The 6239-nt window shown below is 65.6% G+C and carries 7 protein-coding genes; 2 read left to right on the top strand and 5 right to left on the bottom strand.

Translation table 11 applies throughout. From position 1 onward, the window contains the following. Positions 1 to 9: 9 nt before the first annotated feature. The 4 genes from GPL20_RS08345 to GPL20_RS08360 all read right to left on the bottom strand — a co-directional run bounded on the left by GPL20_RS08345 (position 10) and on the right by GPL20_RS08360 (position 3169). Positions 10 to 1200, bottom strand: coding sequence for an efflux RND transporter periplasmic adaptor subunit (locus GPL20_RS08345; RefSeq protein ID WP_167532942.1), 1191 nt, complete (start codon positions 1198 to 1200; stop codon positions 10 to 12). 1 nt (position 1201) lies between these two features. Next, the gene (locus tag GPL20_RS08350) at positions 1202 to 1903 is read right to left on the bottom strand and encodes a TetR/AcrR family transcriptional regulator (protein WP_157329142.1); all 702 of its coding nucleotides are present in this window, start codon (positions 1901 to 1903) and stop codon (positions 1202 to 1204) included. 142 nt (positions 1904 to 2045) lie between these two features. Beyond that, entirely contained in the window at positions 2046 to 2636 is a 591-nt protein-coding gene (locus GPL20_RS08355; RefSeq protein WP_157329114.1) for a thiamine pyrophosphate-dependent enzyme, read from the bottom strand. Continuing rightward, entirely contained in the window at positions 2633 to 3169 is a 537-nt protein-coding gene (locus GPL20_RS08360) for a phosphonopyruvate decarboxylase (RefSeq protein WP_157329115.1), read from the bottom strand. Before GPL20_RS08360 ends, GPL20_RS08355 begins: the two co-directional genes overlap by 4 nt. Positions 3170 to 3275: 106 nt before the next feature. Here GPL20_RS08360 and GPL20_RS08365 point away from each other — a divergent pair, with 106 nt between their 5' ends. Continuing rightward, positions 3276 to 4496 carry a cytochrome P450 gene (locus GPL20_RS08365; RefSeq protein ID WP_157329116.1) on the top strand — a complete coding sequence of 407 codons (1221 nt, stop codon included), beginning with the start codon at positions 3276 to 3278 and terminating at the stop codon, positions 4494 to 4496. 208 nt (positions 4497 to 4704) lie between these two features. Beyond that, positions 4705 to 5919, top strand: a complete 1215-nt coding sequence (gene rocD, locus GPL20_RS08370; RefSeq protein WP_157329117.1) for an ornithine--oxo-acid transaminase — start codon at positions 4705 to 4707, stop codon at positions 5917 to 5919. Positions 5920 to 6023: 104 nt separating this feature from the next. On the opposite strand, the gene GPL20_RS39150 is transcribed toward rocD, so the two are convergent. Next, positions 6024 to 6239: hypothetical protein (locus GPL20_RS39150; protein ID WP_205751143.1), on the bottom strand; the 216-nt coding region annotated here is incomplete at its 5' end.

A 6239-nucleotide genomic window follows, 5' to 3' on the forward strand; every position in this document is an offset into this window, starting at 1 on the left:
AATGTATTGTCAGTAGCGCGGCGGCTGCGCCGGGATCTGCGGGGCCGGGTCGGTCGAAATCGACACCGGCGCGCCCGATTGCAGCTTGAGCTGGCCGACGGCGACGACCTTGTCGCCCGGCTTCACGCCCTTGATGATCTCGACGCGTCCCTCGACCCGGTTGCCGGTCTGCACGAAGGTGCGCACCGCGGAGAGGCTGGTCTTGCCGTCCTCTTCCTTCTTCTCGGTGATCAGGAACACCGAGTCGCCATACAGCGTGTAGTCGACCGCCGTCTCCGGCACGGTGATCACGGCCGGCTTCTCCGGCAGCACCACCGTGGTGGTCACGAACATGCCGGGCTTCAGGATCTTCTCCGGATTGGCGATCGTCGCCTGCACGCGGATGTTGCGGGTGTCGGTCGCGATCTGCGGCTCGATCGTGGTGATCTTGCCCTCGAAGGTGCGGCCCGGATAGGCGTCGACCCTGAGCCGAACCGTCTGGCCGACCTTGAGGCTGCCGGAATCCTTTTCGGTCACCGTGAAGTTGGCCCACAGCTCAGACAGATCGGTCAGTGAGACGATCGCAGTGCCGGCCGTCAGATACTGGCCGACCTCGACCTTGCGCATGCCGAGATCGCCGGAGAACGGCGCGCGCACCAGCTTCTGCGAAATCAGCGCCTCGGTCTTGGCGATGCCCGCCTGCGCCTGGTCGTAATTAGCCTGCGCCTGATCCACGGTCGCCTGCGGACCGAATTGGCGCGACGCCAGCTGCTTGGCGCGGTCGAGCGATAGCTGCGCGACGGTCGCCTGCGCCTTGTAATTGGCGAGGTCGCCCTGCTCCGGCGTGTCGAATAGCTGCACCAGCGGCATGCCGGCTTCGACGTGAGTGCCCGGCTCAAACTTGATGTCGGTGACGCGGCCATTGACGTCGGCGCTGACGTCGACCTGGTGGACCGCGACAAGGCTGCCGACCGCGGTCAGCAGGTTCGGCACCACCTCTGACTTCGCCTCGGCCGCGCTGACCGCGGTCGGCGGCGGCTTGTTGTTGGCGAAGAACTGCTTGATCATCTGGCCGCGGAAATAATTGAACCAGACGAGGCCACCGACCAGCACGGCCAGCAGCGTGCCCACGATGATGAACCAGCGCACCGGCCGGACCGGACGCTTGGGAGCCTTGTCGATCGGTTCGCCCGAAATCTTGTGTTCGGCAACGATGTTCATGTCATGCACTTTCTGCAATCGCCGTCTTGCCGGCATCCGCGGCCTGATTGCGGCCCAGATGCGAAGCAATTGCGGCGTCGTTAAGTCCGATACCCCTCAGGAGAAACTCACAGAGCTGGCGCTCCAGCTCGTTTGTCTTGCCGTAGGCGAGACAGGGCGCCGCCGGAAGCCTGGTCAGCGCCGCGGTCATCACCGAATGATGCGCGAACCAGAACAGGTTGAGCGGATCGCCAGTGCACGGCCGCGCGTCCCCGGCAGCAACCGCGCGCTCGAGCGAAGCGACGAAGAGCGCCCCGATCAGCGTCTCGATCTTGGCATATAGCAAACGGGCGAATTCGCCATCATCCAAATGGCTCGTGGCCATCAGCCGCAGGCGCTGGGCCTCTTCCTGGTCGGGACCGTCGGCGATCTCGAGGAAGTGCCGGACCATGCCGCGGATCAGTTCGACCAGGGCCGCCGTCGACGGCTCGCGCTCGAGCAGCTCCGTCAATTCCGGGTCGGCCTCGCATTCGTCGCTCAGGATCTCGGCGTAGAGCGCCGCCTTGGACGGGAAATGCTTGAACAGCAGCGCCTCGGAAATGGCAGCGGCGGCCGCCACGCTCTTGGTCGTGGTGCCGTTGTAGCCGTGTCGGGCAAAGCAGCGTTTCGCGGCACCGAGGATCAATTGACGCCTCAGGTCGCTCGTCATACGCAATGAGCTCATGCTAGTGAGTAACCACTCACCCACGCAGAAGTCAAGCACTATGTTGCATCGCAACCTGAATGCGTTGCAAAATCGGTGGAAATTTGCTCCGCCCACACGGCCCCCGTGCAGCGCGAGGCGCTCGGAGCGGGTCGGCGCCGGCCTAGATGGGCTGGAAGCCGAGGTCGCCGCGGATCCGGTTGACGATGTAAGTCCCGTCCCGGGTCGGCAGGATTCGCTCAACGCCGGCGCTGCCGATCTTCACATTGGCAAAGCGCGGCCCCGCCGAGACGTCGTGGAGGGCTTTGGCAAAGGCCTCCACCTCCGCCATGGTCGAGATCGACCGGCTGTCCGTAACGCCACAGGCCCTGGCGACGCCGACGAGGTCGGCGGCCGCGGAGGTGTGGCTGGTCTGGCCGCCGGTCTCGCCATAGGCCTCATTGTCGAGCACGACGATCGAGAGGTTGGCCGGCTTTTGCAGGCCGATGGTGGCTAGGCTCCCCATCCCCATCAGCATCTCGCCGTCCCCGGTGATGACCAGCACCGGCAGCTTCGGCTGCGCCAGCGCGAGGCCCAGCCCGATCATTGCCGCCCCGCCCATGCCGCCCCAGAGATAGAAGTTGCGGGCGTGGTCGCCGGCGGCGGTGATGTCGTTGGTGGAGGCCCCGAGGCCGCCGATCGCAACCACGTCCTTGCGGTCGGCAAGCAGCGTGGACACCACCTGGCGGCGGTCGAGGAGATTGGCCTTGCTCATTTGGTGAAAACCTTGGCGCCGATCAGGCGCTGCGACAGAAGGACGGCGGTGGGAGTGAGTGCATTGTAGGCCTGCGCCGCGGCGGCTTCGAGCACGGCCGGCACCTCGGCCGCGTTCGAGGCACGCAGCACCTTGACGCCCGAAAGCTCGAACACGCCCTGCGTGGTCGATCCCATCGGAACCTGCCACGGATTGAACTCGCCCCACTCGCCGCGCATGGTCACGAGGGTAAGGAAGGGAAAGCGCAGGATCGGGATCAGCGAGAGCATGTTGATGCAATTGCCGACGCCGCTCGATTGCATCAGCAGCACGCCGCGCTGTCCGCCGGTCCAGGCACCGGCCAGGAGCGCCACGCCCTCCTCCTCCGTCGTCAGCGGAATGCCGCGCATCGTGGACGAGGCCAGCACGCGCTCGATCAGCTTCGAGTGGCCGGCGTCAGGCACGTAAGGCACCTGCCGGACGTCGAAGCGCTGCAATGTCGCGAAAATATCATCGGGCCATGTCGGGGCGGAAGCGTCAGCGCGCGCGTGCATTTTCCTGTCCGGTCAGCTAGCAAAGACGGCGCGACTGTAGACGCATGCATGCGTCGATCAGAACAACAAAAACGGCATAACGGCTTTAACCGGCGAGTATAACGGGATGAACGCAGATGCGAAGGAGTTGGCGGCGAGCTTCGACCTCGAGAAGCTGACGCCGCAGTTCTACGACAACCCCTATCCGACCTATCGTGCACTGCGGGAGAACGAGCCGGTCAAGCGCCTGCCGAACGGCACCGTGTTCCTGACGCGCTACGACGATCTGGTCACCACTTACAAGAACACCAAATCGTTCAGCTCGGACAAGAAGCGCGAGTTCGCGCCGAAATACGGCGACAGCCTGCTCTACGAGCACCACACCACGAGCCTCGTCTTCAACGATCCGCCCTCCCATACCCGCGTGCGCCGCCTGATCATGGGCGCGCTGTCGCCGCGCGCGATCGCGGGGATGGAGGGCGACCTCATCAGGCTGGTCGATGGCCTGCTCGATGCCATCGCCGCCAAGGGGGCTTGCGAGCTGATCGAGGATTTCGCCGCCTCCATTCCGATCGAGGTGATCGGCAATCTGCTCGACGTGCCCCATGACGAGCGCGCGCCGCTGCGCGACTGGTCGCTGGCGATCCTGGGCGCCCTCGAACCCGTGGTGTCGCCCGAGGCCGCCGCGCGCGGCAACAAGGCGGTGCAGGATTTCCTCGGCTATCTCGAAACACTGGTCGCACGCCGGCGCGGGAAGCCCGGCAATCCCGAGCGCGACGTGCTGACGCGCCTGATCCAGGGTGAGGAGAACGGCGAGCGGCTGACCGAGAAGGAGCTGCTGCACAATTGCATCTTCCTGCTCAATGCCGGCCACGAGACCACCACCAATCTGATCGGCAACGGCCTGGTCGCGCTGGACCGCCATCCGGACCAGAAACGGCGCCTGATCGACCACCCCGACCTGATCAAGACCGCCGTCGAGGAGATGCTGCGCTACGAGAGCTCGAACCAGCTCGGCAACCGCATGACCACGGAGAAGGTCGAGCTCGGCGGCGTCATGCTCGAGGCCGGCACGTCGGTGACGCTGTGCATTGGCGCGGCCAACCGCGATCCCGCGCAATTTCCGGACCCTGAACGCTTCGACGTCGCCCGCACCCCGAACCGGCATCTCGCCTTCGCCACCGGCGCGCATCAATGCGCCGGCATGGCGCTGGCCAGGCTCGAAGGCGCCATCGCGATCTCACGCTTCCTGGCGCGCTTCCCGAACTATGCCGTGAGCGGCCGGCCGGTGCGGGGCGGACGGGTCCGGTTCCGCGGCTTTCTGAGCGTGCCCTGCGCGATCGGATGAGGCCTCCAAAACAAAAACTGCGAAAACAACCCCATGCACAGTAGAGAGCGGATCGGCGAACGATGCCCTGCGGCTCCGCAGAACCATCTGACATTTCGAGCTAATCAGTCCGCGCCACGCAATCGGGCGCATGCAGGCTTCCAAGGCGGCAGACTGATACCCAAATCAAGTTGAGAGCCCGGTGCGCGCGGCAATGGAGTGACGACAGATGAGCTCGTCGGTCATTGATTTCGTGGCTACAGAAGCACGCTTTGGCGCCCACAATTACGCGCCGATCGGGGTCGTCCTGTCGCGCGGCGAAGGTGTCTGGGTCTGGGATACCGAAGGCAACCGCTATCTCGATTGCCTCTCCGCTTATTCGGCGGTCAGCCAGGGCCACTGCCACCCCAAGATCCTGGCGGCGATGGTCGAACAGGCCCATAGGCTGACGCTCACCTCGCGGGCCTTCCACAACGACCAGCTCGCCTTGTTCTACGAAGAGATCGCCGCGCTCACCGGCTCCCACAAGGTGCTGCCGATGAACAGCGGCGCCGAGGCGGTCGAAAGCGCAGTCAAATCGGTGCGCAAATGGGGCTATGAGGTGAAGGGCGTGCCGGACGGCCAGGCCGAGATCATCGTCTGCGCCAACAATTTCCACGGGCGCACGCTGGGCATCGTCGGCTTTTCAACCGACCCGGAGACACGCACACACTTCGGGCCGTTCGCGCCGGGCTTCAGGATCATCCCGTTCGGCGACGCCGCGGCGCTGGAAGAAGCAATCACGCCGAACACCGTCGCCTTTCTGGTCGAGCCGATCCAGGGCGAAGCCGGTGTCATCATTCCTCCAGCCGGCTATTTCGCGAAGGTGCGGGAGCTCTGCACCGCCAACAACGTGATGCTGGTGCTCGACGAGATCCAGACCGGGCTCGGCCGCACCGGCAAGCTGCTCGCCGAACAGCACGAGGGCATCGAGGCAGACGTGACGCTGCTCGGCAAGGCCCTGTCCGGCGGCTTCTATCCCGTGTCGGCCGTGCTCTCGAACAACGACGTGCTCGGGACATTGAGACCCGGGCAGCATGGCTCGACCTTTGGCGGCAACCCGCTGGCCTGCGCGGTGGCGCGCGCGGCGGTGCGGGTGCTGGTCGAGGAAGGCATGATCGAGAACGCAGCCAGGCAGGGCGCACGGTTTCTCGAAGGCTTGAAAGACATCCGTGCCAATACCGTCCGCGAGGTGCGCGGGCGCGGCCTGATGCTGGCGGTCGAGTTGCACCCCGAGGCCGGGCGCGCACGCCGCTATTGCGAGGCGCTCCAGGGCAAGGGCATCCTCGCCAAGGATACCCATGAGCACACGATCCGCATCGCCCCGCCGCTGGTGATCACCAGTGATCAGGTCGACTGGGCGCTGGAGCGGCTCGCCAGCACCCTGACGCAGGATTTCTCTTGAGCCGGCCTGCGTCGGAAGATCGCATGCCGGCCGCGACCGACAACGAACCATTCCGCCACCTGCGCGTTGAAATGTCGTGGGCGATTACGAGCTGGGAGCTGAGATCATGCTTCCGCGTGGCGTTTGCCTGACGGCTGTGTTTGTTGGCGTCTCGATGCTGACGGCGAGCGTCGGCGCGTTCGCCCAGGGACCTCCGGGACACGGAAGAGGCGGACCACCAGGGCCCGCCGCAGCGCCGGCAGCTCGGCCAGCAGCACCAGCACCACCTGCGATGGCCCGGCCGGCAGCACCGCCCGCCATGGCCCGTCCGGCGGCCCCCC

Source organism: Bradyrhizobium cajani, from assembly GCF_009759665.1.
Taxonomy (GTDB): Bacteria; Pseudomonadota; Alphaproteobacteria; order Rhizobiales; family Xanthobacteraceae; genus Bradyrhizobium; species Bradyrhizobium cajani.

Bases quoted from the DNA above. Each gene is read 5' to 3' on its own strand.
- GPL20_RS08345 (WP_167532942.1), bottom strand. From the start codon at position 1,200: ATGAACATCGTTGCCGAACACAAGATTTCGGGCGAACCGATCGACAAG.
- GPL20_RS08350 (WP_157329142.1), bottom strand. From the start codon at position 1,903: ATGAGCTCATTGCGTATGACGAGCGACCTGAGGCGTCAATTGATCCTC.
- GPL20_RS08355 (WP_157329114.1), bottom strand. From the start codon at position 2,636: ATGAGCAAGGCCAATCTCCTCGACCGCCGCCAGGTGGTGTCCACGCTG.
- GPL20_RS08360 (WP_157329115.1), bottom strand. From the start codon at position 3,169: ATGCACGCGCGCGCTGACGCTTCCGCCCCGACATGGCCCGATGATATT.
- GPL20_RS08365 (WP_157329116.1), top strand. From the start codon at position 3,276: ATGAACGCAGATGCGAAGGAGTTGGCGGCGAGCTTCGACCTCGAGAAG.
- rocD (WP_157329117.1), top strand. From the start codon at position 4,705: ATGAGCTCGTCGGTCATTGATTTCGTGGCTACAGAAGCACGCTTTGGC.